Genomic DNA, 17,962 nt, shown 5'->3' with positions numbered 1-17,962 from the left:
CCATGACCACGATCATCCGTACCCCCGGACTCGGACGGCTGGCCGCCGTCGAGACGCGCCTGTTCCTCCGCGAGCCGCTCGCGGTGTTCTTCGCGATCGGCCTTCCCGCCGCGCTCCTGCTGATCCTCGGCAGCGCGATCCCCGGCTTCCGCGACCCGGTCCCCGAGCTGGGAGGCCTGCGCGTCGTCGACGCCCAGCTCCCGGGCATGATGGTGCTGCTGTCGGTCGGGACGCTCGCGCTCAGCACCCTGCCGACCGCCCTGGTCGTCTACCGGGAGCGGGGCGTCCTGCGGCGGATGTCCACCACGCCGGTACGGCCGGCCGCGCTGCTTGCCGTACAACTCGCCATCAACGCGGCGGTGGCGGTCACGGCGACGGCCCTGACGCTGGCTCTGGGGCACCTCGTCCTCGACGTGCCGTTTCCCCGGGCGTTCCTCTGGTTCACGGTGGTCGTCGTACTGGGCGCGGTGGCCATGTTCGCCATCGGCCTGCTCCTGGCGGCCGTGTCGCCGAACTCACGGGTGGTGCAGGGCGTGGGCGCGGCGGCGCTGTTCCCTCTGCTGTTCTTCGCGGGCATGTGGCTGCCGCGCGAACTCATGCCCGACCCGCTGCGGCGGTTCAGCGACTTCACCCCCACCGGCGCATTCGGCCAGGGCCTCGTGGACACACTCGGCGGCCACGCGCCGTCGGCGCTGCACCTGGGCGTGATGGCGGGCTGGGCCCTTGTGGCCGCCGCGTTCGCCGTGCGCTCGTTCCGCTGGCAGTGAGCCGGGCGATTACCTCATGGGTAATCGCCGGTGTTCGCGCCGCTCGGTACCGTCGGGACGTGACCACGACGCAGCTTCACCAGCGGCCATTCGGGGATCTTCTCCGGCAATGGCGGGAGCGCCGGCGGCTCAGCCAGCTGGAGCTCTCGATCCAGGCGGAGATCTCCACCCGGCACGTGAGCTTCCTGGAGACAGGACGGGCCAAGCCCAGCCGCGAGATGGTCCTGCGCCTCGGCGAGCACCTGGACCTGCCCCTACGCGAACGCAACGGCCTGTTGCTTGCGGCCGGCTACGCCCCCGTCTACGCCGAGTCGACCCTGGACTCCCCGCGGATGGCCTCGGTGCAGGCCGCCATCAGGGAACTGCTCAACGCCCACGAGCCCTTCCCCGCCCTCGTCGTCGACAGGGGCTGGAACCTCGTGGACGCCAACGGCGGCATCACGATGCTCACCGAAGACATCGACCCCGACCTGCTGACCAACGTGTTGCGGGCGAGCCTGCACCCGGAAGGGCTCGCCCCGCACATCGTCAACCTCGGCGAGTGGCGGGCGCACCTGCTCGGCCGGCTTGGGCGGCAGATCACGCTGACGGCCGACCCCGAGCTGAGCGAGCTGTACGCCGAACTGGCCGGCTACCCATGCGACCAGCCGGAACCCGAGATCGAGCTGCCCGGCCCCGGCGACATCCTCGTGCCGCTCCGCGTTCGCCGGGCCGGCCGCGAGTTGTCGTTCTTCAGCATCACGGCGACGTTCGGCACCCCTCTCGACATCACCGTGGCCGAGCTGGTGATCGAGTCGTTCTTCCCCGCCGACGCCGCCACGGCGGCCTTCCTGCGCGACACCCCTTTGTGATCAACCTGCACTTCCCCATGAACGGCGCGCTTTGCGACAATCCCCCCGATATTTCGCACAGCACGCAGGAGGTCAGGTGTCGAGCAAGGTGCTCATCGACGAGTTCCATGTGGACGCCGCTCCGGAGAAGGTGTTCGAGCACCTCACGACTCCGGAGAACTACATCGGTTTGTCGCCCCTCGTGGTGGCGGTCAGCGACGTCGACCGCTCAGAACCGCGCGTGGTCCGCTACACCGCCGTCGAACGTTTCCGCTTCCTGGGGGTCTTCTCCTACGACAACTCCATCAAGGTGGCACTCCACACCGATGGACTGTCCGTGCACGGCCAGGTCAAGAGCCCCGGCAACGTGCGGATGGCCTACCGCTTCGACCTCGCCCCCGACGGCACAGGCACACGGGTGACCGACAGGCTCGACATGACGGCGCCGTGGTTCCTGATCGGCTTCGCCGCAGGCCAGGCCCGCAAGGTGCAGCTCGCGCGTGCCGAGATCCTGGCCGCACGGCTCACGGGTGACCCGTCCGTCCGGGCCTGACCCGGCGTCACAACCCACTTCCGGCCGGTCCCCTGACCGGTCACTCCTCAGAGATCCTCGTGCCGTTCGGGGGTGTGCCGGACTTCGTGCCTCAGCCGTCCGTGTCTGGCGTGCCGGGGCGTCGCGCCTCGGCCGTGCCTTTGGCCGCCCATTCGAAACCGCTCTCGTTGAGCACTTCCCTGCGCAACCGGCGGCCGTGCGGCTCGGACACCCCGAGCGCGCGGGCCACCGCCGCACCGGACATGTGCGGATCGCGCGCGAGGAGAGCGGCCGCCTGAGTGCGCCGATCGGCGCTCGCCGGGTCGTCCTCTAGTACGACAGGGCCCTGGCGATCGGGTGTCACGGGGTCCTGGTGATCGGAGCGCTCATCGGCTCGGACGCTCACCGGGGTGAGGCGTTCATGAACCTCGGTGCGATCGGTCACCCGATCCTGGGCTCCCGCCGGATCGGTGAGGCTGGCCGCGAAGGCGCGCCGTGCCTGACCCGCGAGCCCGCCCCTCGACGCGAACTCCCGATCGCCGGACGGGCCCTGCCGTACGGACTGATCACCGCCCGCGCGGTCGAGGAACTCATGATCGGAGGCCAGGCGATCGGCAGGCCACGCGGGCGGCTCTCCGATCCCCTCCAGGGCCGGCGCGGCGGCCGAAGCCACGGATGATCGCTGCTCAGAGGTGGCGGCGGCGGCCACCCGCTCGGACACCTCACGGCCCGAGCGCACGACCCACATAGTCAGTTCGTACGAGATCACGAGCGCGACGGCCGGCCACGCGGCGAGCGCGGCGGCGAGTGCGCCCTTCTCCACACCGTGCAGGATGTTCGCCGCGAGCGTCGCGGCGATCCCGAGCGCGAGCGCCCAGCGAGCGAGCGCGGGCACCTTCAACTGGTAGCGAGCGCACCACAGCAGGACCATCGAGCTCGCATAGATCATGCCGTCGACGGTGACCGGCACGAGGTGTGCGGACAGTTCGTCCTCAGCGCCGTACCGCTCGATCACGGCGACGGCGTGCCAGTAGCTGACCCAGCCCGCGACCACCGCCACGCCCAGGACCACAATCGTCATGGACGCTCGGATGAGTCGATCCCCCGCGTGAATGGTGTGTCCTGTGTTACTCACGGGGTCGATGGTGCCACGCCTGAATGTCGGATATGTGACCAATGAGCGCGAGCAGATTAGCTCCGGCGTAACCGATCATTGCGGGCACGTTCCATCCCGACGGAAGGGAGATTCGCCGTACAGCGTCGGTGAGGGAGCGGGCAAGCCCTTCCATCAGGGCCGAGCGGGTGGAGCCTTACACCACGGGCGTTCATGACCAGGCCTAAGGCGGCGAGCAGGCTCCGCGAACGAATAGCGATACCACATTGATGTCCAAGTATTGATTTGCATGTCAGACTTGCACGCCAATGAGTGATCTCAACCGTTTGAGCCTTCAGGGGTGACTCGGGGTCGGGGAGGGAGGGCCTGTGGAGCTGCGCGACATTGAGATCTTTCTGACCCTTGCCGAGGAGTTGCACTTCGGCCGGACCGCTGAGCGTCTGCACGTCTCCGTGGCGGCGGTCAGCAAGGCGATCAAGAAGCAGGAACGAAGCATCGGCGTAGAGCTCTTCGCCCGTGACAGCCGTAATGTACGGCTGACGCCAGTGGCTGAGCAGCTCCGCGACGACCTGCGCCAGCTGCATCAGGGGTTGACGCGGAGCCTGGAGCGGGCCCGGCTGGCGGCCCGGGGCAAGACCGGCACGCTCCGGGTCAGCCTGTTTCCCGCCAATCTCCAGGAACTGCGCCGGTATTGGGAGACCTTCCGCTCCCGGCACCCGCAGTGGGAGCTGCGGCTGTGGATGTCGGGTTATGCGGATCCGTTCGCCCAGTTGCGCAACGGGGAGGCCGACATCCTGGTGACCTGGCTACCCGTGGAGGAGCCCGACCTGACCGTTGGTCCCCGGCTGTTCGCCGAGACGAGGGTGCTGGCCGTGGCTGCCGACAACGCTCTCGCCAAGTGGTCCACGACCACCCTGGAGGCGGCCAGCGACTATCGGCACGTGAGCGCCGAGCCGGTGCCTAGTGACTGGTTCAACCAATACATTCCGGAGCTCACTCCGAAGGGCCGGTCGATCGACCGGACAGACCTCGTGAACCACATCGAGGACATCTTCATGCTCACGGCCATCGGGGATTCGGTCTCCCTCTTCCCGGTCCACGTGGCCCGGTATTACCCGCGCCCCGACATCGTCTATCTGCCTGTCACGGACATGCCGGCGCTGCAGTACGGGCTGGTGTGGTGCAGCGATGCGGAGAACGACATGATCCGTGCCCTCGCCCGCGTGGTGCGTGAGCTGGGACCACTGCCCGGCTGAGACCGTCAACCGCAGGTTAACGACCGTTGCGATTGTCGCCATTGATCCACAGCACTGCCCGGCGTGATGCTTGATCCATCCAAAAAGCACGCCACCAGGAGGTGAGTGGAGATATGTCCTTTTCTGGTGCTGCGGCGTGAACATCGTCTCTTCCGGTGTGTCCCTGACCGTCGACGATCCGGCCGCTTCCAGCCGGTTCTTCACTAGTCATCTCGGCTTCCGCGAAATCCTGGTCGGCGAGAATTTCATCGCGCTGGGCCGTGACGACGCGGCCGTCGACCTGGTCCTGGTGGAGCGCGACCTCGAGCGGTGGCAACCGGGACAGGGCCTGGCGGACGTGATCGTGGTGTTCACGGTCACCAGCCTCGCCCGCGAGTACGAGCGGCTGCGCAGTGAAGGCGCCACCATCTCCATCCCGCTCCGGCGGGAGCCGTGGGGTGAGCTGCTGATGCAGCTCACCGACCCCAACGGCGTGACGATCCAGCTCGTCGAGTGGATTTCCCCGATCACAAGCTGACTCCGGACCGGCCGGCCAGGTCGTGTCGTTCACCGCCCTCGGGCATCACCGCCGACCATGCGGTGCCGTGTCAGCGGCCGCGTCAGGACGGCAACGGCCCGGTATCAGAGCGGTCGGCGATGGTTGCTGCCATGAACGGTTCGCCGAGGCCATAGGCGTCAAGCCGGGACGGGTCTCGCAGATCAAACACTTTGGGCAAGGAGCTTCATGATGGGACACAGCAACAGCGGCTTCTCCGAAACCGGGCTGCGCAGATTGAGTGAGGTGCTGGCACGGCATGTCGAGTCGGGGAAGATTCCCGGGCTTGTCGCCCTGGCCAGCCGGGGCGGCCAGACGCACGTCGAGGCGCTCGGCACGATGCAACATGACGGTGGCGCGCCGATGCGCCGGGACACGATCTTCCGGATGGCCTCAACGTCCAAGCCGGTCTCGATCGCGGCGGCGATGGTCCTTCTCGATGAGTGCCGGCTGCGGCTGGACGACGTGGTGGAGCCGTGGCTGCCCGAGCTTGCCAACCGTCAAGTGCTGACGCGGCCCGACGGCCCGCTGGACGACACCGTGCCGGCGCGGCGGCCGATCACCGTACGGGACGTGCTGACCTCCACCTTCGGGCTCGGCATAGACTTCACGGCGCTGGGCAGGCCGATCATGAACGCGGTCTTCGAGCAGGGGCTCACGCCCAACCTGCCGGTGGAGGTGCCCGAGCCGGATGAGTGGATGCGCCGCCTGGGCGCGCTGCCGCTGATGTACCAGCCCGGCGAGCAGTGGCAGTACCACATCAGCAGCGACCTGGTCGGCGTGCTGGTGGCCCGGGTCAGTGGCCAGTCGTTCGAGACGTTCCTGCGCGAGCGCATCTTCGAGCCCCTCGGCATGACCGACACCGGCTTCCACGTGCCCGCCGACAAGATCGACCGGCTGCCCACCCTGTACGCCCCCGACCCGCAGACCGGCGAGTTCCTCGCCTGGGACGAGCCCAAGGGCGGACGGTGGAGCCAGCCTCCGGCGTTCCAGGGCGGCGGCGGCGGGCTGGTCTCCACCGCCGACGACTACCACGCCTACTTCCAGATGCTGCTCAACGGCGGCACCCACCAGGGCAAGCGGATCCTGTCCCGGGCCGCCGTCGAGCTGATGACCACCAACCGGCTCACGCCCGAGCAGAACGCCGCCCGCACCGCCCTGGCCGCCGGCAACGTCCATATCTCCTTCGGTCAGGGGCAGCAGGGCGGCTGGGGCTTCGGCATGGCGGTGCGCACCTACCGCGGCGACTACGCGCCCATCGGCCAGTTCGGCTGGGACGGCGGCAGCGGCACCTCGGCCTACGCCGATCCGGCCAACCAGCTCACCGGCATCCTGCTCTGCCAGCTCGGGTATTCCGTGCCGAGTCCGGCGCACCTGATGAACGACTTCTGGACCACGCTCTACCAGGCGCTCGACGACTGACGCCAAGCCCACGCCGGCGGCCCCCGCCTCAGCAATGAGATACCCCTGCCACCACCAGGACCGCATTCCACCCTTCATCCGTTCCATCGAACTTCAGAACACATTCAAGGAGCACACGATCATGTCCGTCACCCTGACCGACCAGGACAAGCTCACCCTGCGCACCGCCGCCTACGGCGCCGTCACGCTGATGTCCGCCGCCGATGCCGCCGGCAAGCCCCACAAGTCCGCCACCGAGGGCTCCATCGCCCTGTCCTCCGCCACCGGGCTGGTCGGGCACGTGCTCGCCACGTATCCCAAGGACATGAAGCTGGACAGCAAGTCGGTAGCCGTGATCGCCGACCAGGTGCTGCCGGCCCTGACTGCGGCCATGGCCCTGCTCAAGAAGCAGGCTCCGGAAGAGGCCGACAACTTCCGCCGCACCGTCCTTGTCGCCGTCGAAGCAGCCGCTCGCACCCACCAGGGCCAGCCCAGCCCCACCGTGGCGGACATGAGCCGCAAGATCACCGAAGCCCTCGACGCCGCTTGACGGCCAGGGCGATGAGCTCTCTGGCGTCGCGGCCGAGCCGCTTCATCTCATCCGCGGTGAGGATGACACGACAGTGCAAGGCCCGCGACGCCAGGCCCCGGCCAATCACCTCCGACGCCCCTACTCACTGATCGAGACGAGTCCGGCCCGTGGTTCGATACCGACCGTGATCATCGCCACGCCCCGCATCGTGGAGACGGTGGGTGCCGAGCTCGGACACGCCCTCGGTGACGTTCTCCGAGATGACATGGACTCTCCACGCTGCGTAGCCGTCCCGATGCACGGCCAGAGGCAAAGGTTTCGGTAGGAGGTTGCTTCCCCGCTCGGCGCAACGGCGCAGTCGCTCGGGGTCAGTGCGTCGCCATGTCGACGAAACGGCTGTAGTGGCCCTGGAAGGCGACGGTGACCGTGGCGGTCGGGCCGTTACGGTGCTTGGCCACGATCAGGTCGGCCTCACCAGCCCGGGGCGACTCCCGCTCATAGGCGTCCTCCCGGTGCAGCAGGATGACCATGTCCGCGTCCTGCTCGATGGAGCCGGACTCTCGCAGGTCGGACACCTGGGGGCGCTTGTCGGTGCGTTGCTCGGGGCCACGGTTGAGCTGGGAGATCGCGATCACCGGGACTTCCAGCTCCTTGGCCAGCAGCTTCAGCGCACGCGACAGCTCGGAGACCTCCTGCTGGCGGCTCTCGGTCTTCTTGGGCGAGCTCATCAGCTGCAGATAGTCGACGATCACGAACCGCAGGTCGTTGCGCTGCTTGAGCCGGCGGCACTTGGCCCTGATCTCCATCATCGACATGTTGGGTGAGTCGTCGATGAACAGCGGCGCTTCGGCGACCTCACCCATACGGCGGGCCATCCGGGTCCAGTCGTCGTCGTTCATCATCCCCGAGCGCATGGTGTGCAGGGCGACCCTGGCCTCTGCCGACAGCAGACGCATGGTGATCTCGTTGCGCGACATTTCCAGCGAGAAGATGACCGTGGTCATCCCATGCTTGATCGCTGCGGACCTTGCGAAGTCCAATCCCAGGGTGGACTTACCGATGGCCGGTCGTGCGGCCACGACGATCATCTGGCCGGGATGCAGACCGTTCGTCAGGGCGTCGAGATCCTGGAAGCCGGTGGGCACGCCGACCATCTGGCCGCCGCGGCTGCCGATGGCCTCGATCTCGTCCAGGGCGGACGGCATGATCTCGGCGAGTGGAAGGTAGTCCTCCGACGTGCGGCGCTCGGTGACCTTGTAGATCTCGGCCTGCGCGCGGTCGACCAGGTCGTCGACCTCCTCGCCCTGCCCACCGTATCCGTAGGAGACGATCCGGGTGCCCGCCTCGATCAGGCGGCGCAACACGGCCTGCTCGCGCACGATCTTCGCGTAGTAGCCGGCGTTGGCGGCCGTGGGGACGATCGCGGTGAGCGTGTGCAGATAGGCACCGCCGCCGACGCGGGCGATCTCCCCACGCTTGATGAGCTCGTCGAGGACGGTGACCGAGTCGGCCGGTTCTCCCCGGCCGTACAGGTCGGTGACGACCTCGTAGATGATCTGGTGCGCCGGCCGGTAGAAGTCGTCCGAGCGCAGCACCTCGACCACGTCGGCGATGGCGTCTTTGGACAGCAGCATGCCGCCCAGCACCGACTGCTCGGCCTCGATGTTGTTGGGCGGGGTCCGCTCGAACGAGGAGGCGGACTCTCCCGGGCCGCCCGGGAAGTCGACGACGCTCACCTTCACACCTCCCGACGCAGCGGCCCCACTCCTCAGTTGTAGGGGCCGAGTCCGACAGTTTCGCGGCCCCGGCCGATGCTCGGCAACTCAGCCTGTGAACAAGGTTGTGGACAAGGTGTGCAGGCTTGTGCGACCACCTGTGGGAACCCTGGGGACAGGGCTGTGGATGACGCCGTCCTCCGTGTCGAAAACCCCGTGTGGCCAGGCTTCGCGGTGTCCACCTGATGTGGAGGAAAGAAAGTCGACCGACGACTCCGATACCGATGGGGCATACGTCCGTAAGCTGCAAAATAGGCTCATGCCACTTACGACCGGCATCGGCCGCGATATCCGGCAGGGTCGGGCCCATGACAGGGAGATCCTCAGGCTGGCCGTCCCGGCCTTTGGGGCGCTGGTCGCGGAACCGCTGTTCCTGCTCACCGATTCGATCATCGTCGGTCACCTTCTCGATCCCGCGCTCGGCGCCCTCGGTGTCGCCAGCACGGGGCTGACGGCGCTCGTGGGCCTGTGCGTCTTCCTCGCGTACGCCACCACCGCGGCCGTGGCCCGGCAACTCGGTGCGGGCGACCTCAGGCAGGCGATGCGCCAGGGCGTCGACGGCATGTGGCTCGCCGCCGCCATCGGCGTGGTGATCGCGGTGGTGTGCTGGCCCCTTGCGCCATTTATCGTACACGTGTTCGGTGCAACGGGAGAGCTCGCCGCGCAGGCCGTCACGTTCCTGCGGGTCAGCCTGCTGGGCACGCCGAGCATGCTCGTGGTGCTCGCCGGCACGGGCGTGCTGCGCGGTCTGCAGGACACCCGCACGCCGCTGGCCGTGTCCGTCGGCTCGTTCGTCCTCAACGGCCTGCTGAACTTCTGGTTCGTCCTCGGGCTCCGCTGGGGCATCGCGGGCTCCGCGTGGGGCACGGTGATCGCGCAGACGTTGTCGGCCGCGATCTATCTGGCGTTCGTCATCCGGTCGGCGCGGCGGCACGGCGCCTCGTTGCGCCCCGACCCGCGCGGCGTGCGCGCCGCGGGGGCCGCCGGGTTCGCCCTGGTCATCCGTACGGCATGCCTGCAGATCGTGTTGCTCGTCGCCACGTCGCTGGCCACAAGGATGGGCGAGGACCAGATCGAGGCGCACACCATCGCCGCCCGGATCTGGACGTTCCTGGCGTTCTCTCTCGATGCCATCGCGATCGCCGGCCAGGCGATCACCGGCCGCGCGCTCGGTGCCGGAGACGTTGCCGCGACCCGGGCGGCCACCCGGCGCATGGTCATGTGGGGCGTGGCCTCCGGCGTCGTGTTCGGCGCGATCGTGCTGGTCGCCAGGCCGCTCATTCCGTCGTTGTTCGACGCGGACGCCCTGGTCGGCGACCATCTCATGGCCGTGTTGTGGCCGGTGGCGTTGTTCCAGCCGGTCGCGGGCGTCGTCTTCGTGCTCGACGGGGTGCTGATCGGCGCGGGCGACCAGCGCTACCTCGCCTGGGCGGCGCTCGCCTCCACGATCGTCTACTTGCCGCTCGCCGCACTCGCGGGCGGCCTGGTCGCGCTCTGGCTCGCGCTCGGCGCGTGGATGGTCGCCCGCATGGTCACCCTCGGCGCCCGCGCGTACGGCACAGCCTGGCTGGTCACGGGGGCATGACCCGGCCAGGGCCTGCCGCGGTTAGAGGCGGCCGGATTCGAGCACGCGCCGGAGGAACTCGCGGGTGCGAGGGTTCTCTGGGGCGGTGAAGATCTGCTCGGGCGGCCCGTGTTCGAGCAGCACGCCGCCTTCGAGGAAGCACACGGTGTCGGCGATGTCCCGCGCGAAGCCCATCTCGTGCGTCGCGATGATCATCGTCATCCCCGCCGCCTTGAGCTCGCGGATCACGCCAAGGACCTCCATGACCAGTGTGGGGTCGAGCGCGGAGGTGACCTCGTCGAGCAGCAGAAGGCGGGGCTGCGTGGCAAGCGACCGGACGACGGCGACCCGCTGCTGCTGACCTCCGGACAGGCGGTCGGGATACTCCTTCGCCTTGCCTTCCAGGCCGAACCGCGCGAGCAGTTCCATGGCCTCGGCCTCGGCCTTCGCGGCAGGCGTCTTGTGAACCTTGCGGGGAGCGAGGGTCACGTTCTCCAGCACGGTCATGTGCGGAAAGAGGTTGTACGACTGGAAGACCATCCCGATGCGCTTGCGCACGTCGTCGGGGTCGGTCCGCACGTCCGTGATCTCCGTGCCGTCGAGGTAGACGGCGCCGTCGTCGATGCTCTCGAGCAGGTTGACGCAGCGCAGCAGCGTCGACTTGCCCGAGCCTGACGCGCCGATCAGGCAGACGACCTCGTGCGGAGCCACCTCGAGGTCGATCCCCCGCAGCACGCTGTGGTCGTGGTAGTTCTTCCAGACGCCCTGGATCGACAGCAGGCTCATACGTGACCCCCGGCGAGCTGGCGGCGGGCCGCCCGGGCGGCGAGATGGTCGGTGAAGCGGGCCATCGGCACGGTGAGGACGATGAACAACAACGCCGCGCTGAGATAGGGCGTGTAGTTGAACGCCAGCGACGAGTGGATCGACGCCTGACGCAGCGCCTCCAGCGGCCCGAGCACGGCGACGAGGGCGCTGTCCTTCTGCAGCGAGGCGAAGTCGTTAAGGAGCGGCGGGATCACACGGCGGACCGCCTGCGGAACGACCACATAGCGCATGGTCTGCCCATGAGTCAGCGCAAGCGACCGCGCGGCCGCCCGCTGGCTCGGGTGAATCGACTCGATGCCCGAGCGGAAGACCTCCGCGACGTACGCCCCGTAGGACAGGATGAGCGCGATGATGCCGAGCGTCACCGGATCGTTCGGCGCCCCCTGTAGCTGGAGTGCGGGAACGCCGAAACCGACCAGGTAGATCAGCAGGATGGTCGGGATGCCACGGAAGACGTCGGTGTAGAAGACCGCGATCGCCCGCAGCGGGAAGAAGACCGGCGAGCGCAGGGTCCGCACCAGCGCCACGGCCAGCGCGAGGACCAACACGATCGGCTCGGCGATGAGGAAGATCTTGATGTTGAGCAGGAATCCGCGCAGGACGTCAGGAAGCCCGTCGGCGAACTGCGACGGGTTGAAGAATTTGTCCTGAACCGTCGGCCAGCCAGGCGACGCCGTCACGCCCACGATCAGGACCACGGCGACCACGATGGTGGACGCCGTGGCGATCGAGGTGGAGCGCCTGGACCGCTTGTGCAGCTCCGCCTCGCGGCGGATCTGATGCTCGCTCTTGGTCCGCCGGGCGGAAGTGCCCGTGCCGCCGGACTCTTCGGGGGCGTCGGTGCCGGTTTCCCCTTCGGTCACTTCAGCTCCGGAGCGCCGGCGCTGCCGGTCAGCCACTGGCTCTCGATGCCCGCGAGCTCACCGGACGACTTGAGATCGCCGAGAGCCTTGTCCACGCAGGAGACCAGGCCGCTGCCCTTCTGGAAGAGCAGGCCGAACTCCTCAGGGGTGCCCGAGTTCGCAGCGAACTGACCAACGATCTTTGAGCCGTCGATCTGGGCCGCGGTGACGTAGAACGCCGTGGGAAGGTCCACCACGATGGCGTCGATCTGCTTGTTCTTCAGCGCGCTGATCGCATCGATCTGCTGGTTGTAGACGCTGGGGTCCTTGGTCGGCTGAATCACCTGCTGGACCGCCTGCAGGGCCGTCGTGCCGGCCTGAACACCGATCTTCGCGTCCTTCAGCTCCGCCAGGGTCGTCGCACCGGCGAACTTCGAGCCGTTGAGGGCGACAACGCCCTGCTTGACCGTGTAATAGCCCTCGCTGAAGTCGACCGCCTTCTGCCGCTCGGGCGAGATGGAGATCTGGTTGATGTCGAAGTCGAACTTCTTCGGTCCCGGGGCGAACGACGAGTCGAACGGAACGACCGTCCAGGCGACCTCGTCCTTGGTGAAGCCGAGCTTCTGCGCCACCGCGTAGGCCACGGCACTCTCGAAACCCTGCCCGCTGGTCGGGTCGTCGTTCTTGAACCAGGGCTCGTAGGCGGGCTTGTCGGTTCCGATCGTGAGCTTGCCCGGCGCGGTCAGCGGAAGCTGCGCCTTGTCGCAGGTCGCAGACGCGCTTCCTGAGGCGCTCGGGCTCGCGGTGGTGCTGGGTTGGGGAGCGCAGGCCGCCGCCGCCAACACGAGGACGCCGCCCGCGAGCAGCATCGTAGGACGGTGCATTCCAGCCTCCACCAATATGATCTACGACGAAATCCGCAAAATTGATTGGGAAGATACTAGCGTTTCGTAGCACCCTTCTTTACCTGGGGGGATTTGTCGTCTTCGTGGATCTTCCCGCGCCGATCGGTGGAGCCCCATGACCGCCCCGCGCATAGGAAAAGCCCCCTCCCGACATCGGGAAGGGGCTCTTCTCAGGGCCGGATCAGCCGGCGACGATCTCGACCTCGACGGTCGCGGCGACCTCGGGGTGCAGCTTCACGCTGACCCGGTGGGTGCCGAGGCTCTTGATCGCGTTGACGATCTCGATGCGGCGGCGGTCGAGCTGCGGGCCGCCCGCGGCCTTGACGGCCTCGGCGATGTCGTTCGTCGTGACCGAGCCGAACAGACGGCCGGACTCGCCGGCGCGGGTCTTCAGCTTCACCTTGAGCGCGCCGAGCTGGCCGGCGACCTCCTTGGCGGTGCCCAGGTCGCGGATCTCGCGGGCGTCACGCGCCTTCTTGATCGAGGCGATCTGGGACTCGGCGCCGCGGGTCCAGCGGATCGCGAACCCGCGCGGGATCAGGTAGTTACGGCCGTAGCCGTCCTTGACCTCGACGACGTCGCCGGGAGCGCCCAGGCCGGAGACCTCAGTGGTGAGAATGAGCTTCATGTCCTGAGACTCCTTTCCTAGCGCGCGGTGCTCGTGTACGGCAGCAGGGCCACCTCACGAGCGTTCTTGATAGCGGTGGCCACGTCGCGCTGGTGCTGGACGCAGTTGCCCGTCACCCGGCGGGCACGGATCTTGCCGCGGTCGGAGATGAACTTCCGAAGCAGCGCCGTGTCCTTGTAGTCGACGTAGGAGATCTTGTCGTGGCAGAACAGGCAAACCTTCTTCTTCGGCTTGCGCAGTGCCGGCTTCGCCATCGTGGTGCTCCTTTCAGAGCCCCGCATGATGCGGGAATGGTCGGTCGGTTTACTAGTGGTGATGTGACGGGACGCGTGATCCCGAAGTGAGGTCTAGAAGGGCGGCTCGTCGCTGAAGTCGCCGCCGCCGCCGAAGCCGCCACCCTGGCCGCCGCCGCTGAAGCCGCCGCCCTGACCGCCCTGGTTGTAGCCGCCCCCGCCTTGAGGGGAGGGGGACGCGCTCGCCCACGGGTCGTCCGCGGGGCCGCCGCCGAAGCCACCACCACCGCCGCCACCACCACCCTGACGGGTGGTCTTGTTCACCTTCGCGGTGGCGTTGCGCAGGGAGGGGCCGACTTCATCGACCTCGACCTCGTAGACCGTACGCGTCTCGCCTTCCTTGGTCTCGTAAGACCGCTGGCGCAGCCGCCCCTGAACGATGACGCGCATGCCGCGCTGCAGGCTCTCGGCGACGTTCTCCGCCGCCTGACGCCAGACGTTGCACGTCAGGAACAGGCCTTCGCCGTCCTTCCACTCGTTGGTCTGCCTGTCGAGGAACCTCGGAGTGGACGCGATACGGAACCGGGCCACCGCTTGCCCCGTGGGGGTGAAGCGGAGCTCCGGGTCGCCGACAAGGTTGCCGACGATGGTGATCGTGGTGTCGCCTGCTGCCATCGGTCGCTATGCCTTCCTATCCCGTCAGCCCAGGGCCTTCGGGGCTCAGAGTACGGCTACGGCCCGACAAATCGCCGGGCTTCGCGTCACTGGTCAGTGAAGCTCGGGGCGGATGACCTTGGTACGGAGAATGCCCTCGTTCAGGTTGAGCTGGCGGTCCAGCTCCTTGACCGTCGCGGGCTCCGCGGTGAGGTCGACGACGGCGTAGATGCCTTCCGACTTCTTGTCGATGTCGTAGGACAGCCGGCGACGCCCCCAGACGTCGACCTTCTCGATGCTTCCGCCGTCGTTGCGCACGACGGTGAGGAACTGGTCGAGTGAGGGCTGCACGGTGCGCTCATCGAGGGACGGGTCGAGAATGACCATCAGCTCGTAACGACGCATGTGGAATCCAACCTCCTCTGGACTCTTGCGGTCACGACGCCTTGCCGTGACAGGAGGACACTGCGCGGGCCTGGCATAAGCCCCGGCCCATATCAGACGCAGCCGCACAAGGCTACCAGGCATATGGCCGTCCACCGGACTTCGCGGCAAACTGGTAGAAGGAGAGGGGGTGGCCTCGATGCACGACGTTCCAGGCCCCGCCGAATACACCGCAGGAGACGCCGCGGCCAACACGACGGGGAGCGCCGCGAACATCCCGAACACCGGTCACATCATCAGGGACGGGCGCGGCAGGATCACGTTGAACACCGACGGCCGCCGCCATCCGGCGGAGAACGTCATGGTCCTCGCGACCCTGCTGGTGGGGTTGCTGGCGTTCGTCACCGGTTTCATCGTGAGAGCCCATGTGATCGCCGCCTGGGCGGGCGCGATCGGGTTCTGCGCGGGGCTCTACACCCAGTTCGTCTCGTCCACGACCGCCCAGCGCAGCATCATCATCGTGGGCGTCGTGGCGTCGTTCGTGGGGGTGGCGCTCGGCATCGCGCACGGCGGCTTTTTGCCGAAGCCCTGATCAGCGCGAGTCACAGGCCCCGGGGCGGGCCCGGGACCGGTGACGCGTGCGTCAACGACCAAGGCGTCACACTCCTCCGATGTGGAGGTCGACGCCGAGGAGGATCAGGAACCACAGGAAGATCGCCAGCAGCGCCTGGGCGATCTGCTTCAGCAGGGTCGGCGTGAGGTAGTGGCGATCCCACGCCAGGTAGAGCCCGACCAGGATGTAGATCAGTAAGAGGAGGCTTCCCAGCCGATATCGCATGCTCGTCTCCTTGTATCATCTGCGCGCGGGGGCAGGGCGCGTGCGAGACTGCGACTGCCCGGCCGTAAGGCCTTGAAACGCTCTTGGAAGACGCCTAGGGTTCGGCACTCGCGTTTTCGGGTCCCATTACCTCCGGCGGGGGATCCGGGCGGGGCCGAGCGAGGGAGGAACCAGATGGAACGGCACGACGGCGAACGGATCCACAGGATCGGAGCCCACGTCGACCAGGACGACCCTCTGGCTCACGCGGCGGCGCGCGACGCCGACGTCGTGCAGTTCTTCCTCGGGGACCCGCAGGGGTGGAAGGGCCCGGTCCTCCCGGAGTCCGCGGAAGCGCTCGCCGGCTCGGGCGTGGACGTCTACATCCACGCCCCGTACGTGATCAATGTGGCGACGGCCAACAACCGCATCCGCATCCCCAGCCGCAAGCTCCTGGACGGGCAGATGAAGGCGGCGGCGTCGATCGGCGCGAAGGGCCTGATCGTGCACGCCGGTCATGTCAACGCCTCCGACGACGCCCAGATCGGCTTCGACAACTGGCGCAAGGTCTTCGAGCGTATGGACTGCCCGATCCCCGTGCTGATCGAGAACACGGCGGGCGGCGGCAACGCGATGGCCCGCAAGCTCGACCGGATCGCCCGGCTCTGGGACGCCGTCACCTCGGGCGCGCCCGATCCCTCGGTCATCGGGTTCTGCCTGGACACCTGCCACTTCCATGCGGGCGGCGAGGAGCTGCTCGGCCTGGTCGACCGGGTGCTGGCGATCACGGGGCGGATCGACCTCGTGCACTGCAACGACTCGCGCGACGCCTTCGACTCGGGCGCCGACCGGCACGCCAACCTGGGCGCCGGGCAGATCGACCCGGAGCTGATCCTCGCCGTGTGCCGGGCCGCAGGCGCGCCGATCGTCGTGGAGACCCCCTCGGACGGCCAGGCGGACGACATCGCCTTCCTCCGCAAGAACCTGTAGGGGATGTCCACAGCCTGTGGATAAATCTCTGGATTGACGCCCACTCGAAGCGGGTAGGGCGCCGGCCCGCCTACGAGGCCTGTGCGGCGGCGCGGTGGGCGGGCACGTACGAGGGACCGCCACGCCGGCGGGTGCTGCGCCAAAGTTGCACGAAGGAGACGACCGCCGCGACGAGGAGAATCACGTTGCGGGCTACCAGCACGAGGGTGCCCGGCAGCCGACCCGTCCAGCTGTAGTCCTGCTCCACCCACGGATACATGACGCCCGTCAGCAGGGTCGCCGCGAGGATGAGCCACGCCGCCGGCCGCTGAGTCGGGCCGTCCTCGCCCGGCCGTACGGCCAGGACGACCGCGGCGACGCCGACCAGCCAGACCATGTACTGCGGGGAGAGCACCCGGCTGGTCACCACCAGGAAGAGCACGGCCGTCAGCGCCGCGTCGTAGTACGTGCGGGCGCCGGCCCGCGCACGCAGCCACCACAACGCCAGCAGGCCGACGGCCAGGGGCGTCGCGATCAGGCTGAGCCGCGCGGCCGTCTCGACACCGGGGCCGACCGCCTCCATGGCCCCGTGCTGGTAGTTGGTGAAACCGTCCCACCAGCCGAGCACCCGCCCAAGCGCGAACGGCGTGGCCGCCAGCGACTCGACCTGGAGCCCCCTGTCCTCCTGAGCCGTGAGGAAGTCGAACGCGTGGGGCATCATGGCGACGGCGAGGCCGCACCCCACCACGCCGACGGCGACGGCCGAGCCCGCTCCCTTCAGCACCTCACGCCAGCGGCGCAGCCCGGCGAGCAGGGCGACCGGCCACACCTTGACGATCAGCCCGATCCCGATCAGCAGCCCGCGCACGACGGGGTCGGCCGACGCGGTCAGCGCCATGACGGCCACCAGCGCCACCATCAGGTCGTACCGCGAGATCAGCAGCGGTCCCAGGAGTGCCGCACCTACGGTCCAGGCCCACAGGCCCGTACGACTCCCGCCAGTCTTGGCGGTGAACCGCCACAGCATCAGCAGGATCAGCAGGTCGCACAGCACGGCGACCAGGTAGAAGTCGAGGTGGTAGTCCCACGGAAGCAGGTGGGGGACGACCATCGGGACGGCGGCCAGCGGCGGGTACTGCCATTTGTCGTCCCCCGCGGGGAACTGGCCGGTGAGCAGGGTCCGCGACCAGTCCTGATACAGCGAGACGTCGTTGTCGAACGACCCCGCGTGCCCGACGGGGATGATCTGCAGGGCGGCGAGCAGCAACGCCGCCCGGGTCAGCACCCAGACGAGCGCCATCTGCCACGGCAGGATCTTCCGCACGCTCTTTCGCACGCTCTTTCCAGACTCGGGGCCTCACCTCGGGCATCCACTATCGCAAGGCTACAAGATCAC

21 protein-coding genes are annotated in these 17,962 nt (G+C 68.1%); 10 read left to right on the top strand and 11 right to left on the bottom strand.

Going from position 1 to position 17,962, the window contains the following annotated elements; genetic code table 11:
- The first annotated feature begins 2 nt into the window (after positions 1 to 2).
- From Pth03_RS03120 to Pth03_RS03110, 3 genes are all read left to right on the top strand, one after another.
- Positions 3 to 767: an ABC transporter permease gene (locus tag Pth03_RS03120; RefSeq protein WP_203942559.1), complete on the top strand. Its 765-nt coding sequence runs from the start codon at positions 3 to 5 to the stop codon at positions 765 to 767.
- 59 nt (positions 768 to 826) lie between these two features.
- Entirely contained in the window at positions 827 to 1,618 is a 792-nt protein-coding gene (locus tag Pth03_RS03115) for a helix-turn-helix domain-containing protein (RefSeq protein ID WP_203942558.1), read from the top strand.
- 76 nt (positions 1,619 to 1,694) lie between these two features.
- The gene (locus Pth03_RS03110; RefSeq protein ID WP_203942557.1) at positions 1,695 to 2,150 is read left to right on the top strand and encodes an SRPBCC family protein; all 456 of its coding nucleotides are present in this window, start codon (positions 1,695 to 1,697) and stop codon (positions 2,148 to 2,150) included.
- Between the two features lie 91 nt (positions 2,151 to 2,241).
- Here Pth03_RS03110 and Pth03_RS03105 read toward each other — a convergent pair whose 3' ends face one another.
- Positions 2,242 to 3,210 (bottom strand): DUF2637 domain-containing protein, encoded by a 969-nt coding sequence (locus Pth03_RS03105; protein WP_203942556.1) that lies wholly within the window; start codon positions 3,208 to 3,210, stop codon positions 2,242 to 2,244.
- Positions 3,211 to 3,611: 401 nt separating this feature from the next.
- Here Pth03_RS03105 and Pth03_RS03100 point away from each other — a divergent pair, with 401 nt between their 5' ends.
- From Pth03_RS03100 to Pth03_RS03085, 4 genes are all read left to right on the top strand, one after another.
- Positions 3,612 to 4,499 carry a LysR family transcriptional regulator gene (locus tag Pth03_RS03100; RefSeq protein ID WP_203942555.1) on the top strand — a complete coding sequence of 296 codons (888 nt, stop codon included), beginning with the start codon at positions 3,612 to 3,614 and terminating at the stop codon, positions 4,497 to 4,499.
- Positions 4,500 to 4,635: 136 nt separating this feature from the next.
- On the top strand, positions 4,636 to 5,016 hold the full coding sequence (locus Pth03_RS03095; RefSeq protein WP_203942554.1) for a VOC family protein: 381 nt from the start codon (positions 4,636 to 4,638) through the stop codon (positions 5,014 to 5,016).
- 207 nt (positions 5,017 to 5,223) lie between these two features.
- Positions 5,224 to 6,456, top strand: a complete 1,233-nt coding sequence (locus Pth03_RS03090; protein ID WP_239118719.1) for a serine hydrolase domain-containing protein — start codon at positions 5,224 to 5,226, stop codon at positions 6,454 to 6,456.
- 121 nt (positions 6,457 to 6,577) lie between these two features.
- Positions 6,578 to 6,985, top strand: a complete 408-nt coding sequence (locus Pth03_RS03085; RefSeq protein WP_203942553.1) for a hypothetical protein — start codon at positions 6,578 to 6,580, stop codon at positions 6,983 to 6,985.
- 350 nt (positions 6,986 to 7,335) lie between these two features.
- Here Pth03_RS03085 and dnaB read toward each other — a convergent pair whose 3' ends face one another.
- Positions 7,336 to 8,703 (bottom strand): replicative DNA helicase, encoded by a 1,368-nt coding sequence (dnaB, locus tag Pth03_RS03080; RefSeq protein WP_203942552.1) that lies wholly within the window; start codon positions 8,701 to 8,703, stop codon positions 7,336 to 7,338.
- A 298-nt stretch (positions 8,704 to 9,001) separates the two neighbouring features.
- Between dnaB and Pth03_RS03075 the strand changes: the two genes are divergently transcribed.
- Positions 9,002 to 10,327: an MATE family efflux transporter gene (locus tag Pth03_RS03075; protein WP_203942551.1), complete on the top strand. Its 1,326-nt coding sequence runs from the start codon at positions 9,002 to 9,004 to the stop codon at positions 10,325 to 10,327.
- Positions 10,328 to 10,348: 21 nt separating this feature from the next.
- Here Pth03_RS03075 and Pth03_RS03070 read toward each other — a convergent pair whose 3' ends face one another.
- From Pth03_RS03070 to rpsF, 7 genes are all read right to left on the bottom strand, one after another.
- Complete coding sequence (locus Pth03_RS03070) at positions 10,349 to 11,092, bottom strand: amino acid ABC transporter ATP-binding protein (RefSeq protein ID WP_203942550.1); 744 nt, start codon at positions 11,090 to 11,092, stop codon at positions 10,349 to 10,351.
- Positions 11,089 to 11,997: an amino acid ABC transporter permease gene (locus Pth03_RS03065; protein WP_239118718.1), complete on the bottom strand. Its 909-nt coding sequence runs from the start codon at positions 11,995 to 11,997 to the stop codon at positions 11,089 to 11,091. Before Pth03_RS03065 ends, Pth03_RS03070 begins: the two co-directional genes overlap by 4 nt.
- On the bottom strand, positions 11,994 to 12,860 hold the full coding sequence (locus Pth03_RS03060) for an ABC transporter substrate-binding protein (RefSeq protein ID WP_203942549.1): 867 nt from the start codon (positions 12,858 to 12,860) through the stop codon (positions 11,994 to 11,996). The genes Pth03_RS03065 and Pth03_RS03060 overlap by 4 nt, the downstream gene beginning before the upstream one ends.
- A gap of 202 nt (positions 12,861 to 13,062) precedes the next feature.
- Positions 13,063 to 13,509 carry a 50S ribosomal protein L9 gene (gene rplI, locus Pth03_RS03055; protein WP_203942548.1) on the bottom strand — a complete coding sequence of 149 codons (447 nt, stop codon included), beginning with the start codon at positions 13,507 to 13,509 and terminating at the stop codon, positions 13,063 to 13,065.
- Between the two features lie 17 nt (positions 13,510 to 13,526).
- A complete protein-coding gene (gene rpsR / locus Pth03_RS03050) occupies positions 13,527 to 13,763 on the bottom strand; it encodes a 30S ribosomal protein S18 (protein WP_203942547.1) in 237 nt (78 codons plus the stop codon).
- 93 nt (positions 13,764 to 13,856) lie between these two features.
- Positions 13,857 to 14,417 (bottom strand): single-stranded DNA-binding protein, encoded by a 561-nt coding sequence (locus tag Pth03_RS03045; protein ID WP_203942546.1) that lies wholly within the window; start codon positions 14,415 to 14,417, stop codon positions 13,857 to 13,859.
- Between the two features lie 93 nt (positions 14,418 to 14,510).
- Positions 14,511 to 14,801: a 30S ribosomal protein S6 gene (gene rpsF / locus Pth03_RS03040; RefSeq protein ID WP_203942545.1), complete on the bottom strand. Its 291-nt coding sequence runs from the start codon at positions 14,799 to 14,801 to the stop codon at positions 14,511 to 14,513.
- A 178-nt stretch (positions 14,802 to 14,979) separates the two neighbouring features.
- Between rpsF and Pth03_RS03035 the strand changes: the two genes are divergently transcribed.
- Positions 14,980 to 15,372: a hypothetical protein gene (locus Pth03_RS03035; protein ID WP_239118717.1), complete on the top strand. Its 393-nt coding sequence runs from the start codon at positions 14,980 to 14,982 to the stop codon at positions 15,370 to 15,372.
- 66 nt (positions 15,373 to 15,438) lie between these two features.
- Here Pth03_RS03035 and Pth03_RS03030 read toward each other — a convergent pair whose 3' ends face one another.
- Entirely contained in the window at positions 15,439 to 15,618 is a 180-nt protein-coding gene (locus tag Pth03_RS03030; protein ID WP_203942544.1) for a hypothetical protein, read from the bottom strand.
- A gap of 174 nt (positions 15,619 to 15,792) precedes the next feature.
- Between Pth03_RS03030 and Pth03_RS03025 the strand changes: the two genes are divergently transcribed.
- Entirely contained in the window at positions 15,793 to 16,587 is a 795-nt protein-coding gene (locus Pth03_RS03025) for a deoxyribonuclease IV (RefSeq protein ID WP_203942543.1), read from the top strand.
- Positions 16,588 to 16,657: 70 nt separating this feature from the next.
- Here the strand turns inward: Pth03_RS03025 and Pth03_RS03020 are convergent, their stop codons facing one another.
- Entirely contained in the window at positions 16,658 to 17,902 is a 1,245-nt protein-coding gene (locus Pth03_RS03020; RefSeq protein WP_203942542.1) for a glycosyltransferase family 87 protein, read from the bottom strand.
- Positions 17,903 to 17,962: the final 60 nt, after the last annotated feature.

Source organism: Planotetraspora thailandica (assembly GCF_016863335.1).
GTDB lineage: Bacteria > Actinomycetota > Actinomycetes > Streptosporangiales > Streptosporangiaceae > Planotetraspora > Planotetraspora thailandica.
The sequence above is the reverse complement of the archived record's forward strand: the minus strand, read 5'-3'. Positions and strand labels throughout refer to the sequence as shown.

Bases quoted from the DNA above. Each gene is read 5' to 3' on its own strand.
- Pth03_RS03085 (WP_203942553.1), top strand. From the start codon at position 6,578: ATGTCCGTCACCCTGACCGACCAGGACAAGCTCACCCTGCGCACCGCC.
- rpsR (WP_203942547.1), bottom strand. From the start codon at position 13,763: ATGGCGAAGCCGGCACTGCGCAAGCCGAAGAAGAAGGTTTGCCTGTTC.
- rpsF (WP_203942545.1), bottom strand. From the start codon at position 14,801: ATGCGTCGTTACGAGCTGATGGTCATTCTCGACCCGTCCCTCGATGAG.
- Pth03_RS03060 (WP_203942549.1), bottom strand. From the start codon at position 12,860: ATGCACCGTCCTACGATGCTGCTCGCGGGCGGCGTCCTCGTGTTGGCG.
- Pth03_RS03090 (WP_239118719.1), top strand. From the start codon at position 5,224: ATGATGGGACACAGCAACAGCGGCTTCTCCGAAACCGGGCTGCGCAGA.
- Pth03_RS03045 (WP_203942546.1), bottom strand. From the start codon at position 14,417: ATGGCAGCAGGCGACACCACGATCACCATCGTCGGCAACCTTGTCGGC.
- rplI (WP_203942548.1), bottom strand. From the start codon at position 13,509: ATGAAGCTCATTCTCACCACTGAGGTCTCCGGCCTGGGCGCTCCCGGC.
- Pth03_RS03025 (WP_203942543.1), top strand. From the start codon at position 15,793: ATGGAACGGCACGACGGCGAACGGATCCACAGGATCGGAGCCCACGTC.
- Pth03_RS03070 (WP_203942550.1), bottom strand. From the start codon at position 11,092: ATGAGCCTGCTGTCGATCCAGGGCGTCTGGAAGAACTACCACGACCAC.
- Pth03_RS03120 (WP_203942559.1), top strand. From the start codon at position 3: ATGACCACGATCATCCGTACCCCCGGACTCGGACGGCTGGCCGCCGTC.
- Pth03_RS03030 (WP_203942544.1), bottom strand. From the start codon at position 15,618: ATGCGATATCGGCTGGGAAGCCTCCTCTTACTGATCTACATCCTGGTC.
- Pth03_RS03035 (WP_239118717.1), top strand. From the start codon at position 14,980: ATGCACGACGTTCCAGGCCCCGCCGAATACACCGCAGGAGACGCCGCG.
- Pth03_RS03105 (WP_203942556.1), bottom strand. From the start codon at position 3,210: ATGACGATTGTGGTCCTGGGCGTGGCGGTGGTCGCGGGCTGGGTCAGC.
- Pth03_RS03075 (WP_203942551.1), top strand. From the start codon at position 9,002: ATGCCACTTACGACCGGCATCGGCCGCGATATCCGGCAGGGTCGGGCC.